Source organism: Clostridium puniceum (assembly GCF_002006345.1).
GTDB lineage: Bacteria > Bacillota > Clostridia > Clostridiales > Clostridiaceae > Clostridium > Clostridium puniceum.
In genome coordinates this window covers 1-946 of record NZ_LZZM01000124.1, presented here as the reverse complement: position 1 = coordinate 946, position 946 = coordinate 1, and the positions used below count along the sequence as shown (strand labels likewise).

Here is a 946-nt window from a genome sequence, read left to right as displayed (position 1 = left end):
GGATATGCCGCTGGTACCGCAGAGGGAAATGCTACTGTAAGCCTATCCTTCACTCCTTCTATAGTTGTAATAAGTTATTATTATGACGCAAATATGTATCAAATACTAACACCATTACGTGGTTTTGCTATTAGTAGTTCTCCCCAATGGGGAAGCAAGATATTTGCTAATACAATAACTGTAGGGAATAATTCATTTTCCTGCACCACTAGCGGAAGAACATTTGATTATACGGCTTGGGAATAAATAGAGAGGAGTGATCTTGTGAAAACACTAGCATTGTATGATAATACTGGATATATTTATTTACAAATGGCAGGAAGTTATAGGACTCCACAAGGAGGAATTCTATATTTAGAGGTAGAAATACCAGAGGGGAAAACATTAAAAAGTATAGATGCGACAGCAAAGCCGAATATTCCAGTATATGAAGATATACCATTAACAGAGATAAAAAAAGTAAATACTCAAATGACGACTATATTAAAATCATTGATTAAATAAGAAGGAGGGAAAATTATTATGGATAACGTAAAGATTATAAACTTATTATTTTCAATGGATCAATTAAAAAAAGAAGATGTATTTGAATATGTCTGTAATGGTAAAATAACTACAACAGATTATAAAACAATAACAAATGAAGATTGTCCAGAAATTCCATTAGATGCAGCTAAAAATTTAAAGAAAGAAGAAGTTTCTTTACTTTGTAAGAATATAATTTATGGTGGATTTACATCTAAAGCACATTATGGAGTGGAAAAAACTTTTGGAAGTACTGCAGAGGATCAAGCTAATATAACTGGAAATGCTCAATCGGCTATTTCAAAAGTTGCAGGAGTACAAGAATGCCAAGCTGATAAGTTTTATTACCATGCAAGTGGAGAACCTTTTGAAGAATGGAATGCTTCAGAGTGTATTGATCTTGGTAGAGACTTTAAGAGCT

At 32.6% G+C, this 946-nt stretch carries 3 protein-coding genes; all 3 read left to right on the top strand.

Annotated elements, in window-relative coordinates:
- On the top strand, window positions 1-246 hold a 246-nt coding region (locus tag CLPUN_RS27610), incomplete at its 5' end, for a hypothetical protein (protein ID WP_158078739.1).
- 18 nt (window positions 247-264) lie between these two features.
- Window positions 265-504 (top strand): hypothetical protein, encoded by a 240-nt coding sequence (locus CLPUN_RS09315; RefSeq protein WP_077847016.1) that lies wholly within the window; start codon window positions 265-267, stop codon window positions 502-504.
- A gap of 18 nt (window positions 505-522) precedes the next feature.
- Window positions 523-946: XkdX family protein (locus CLPUN_RS09310; protein WP_479723533.1), on the top strand; the 424-nt coding region annotated here is incomplete at its 3' end.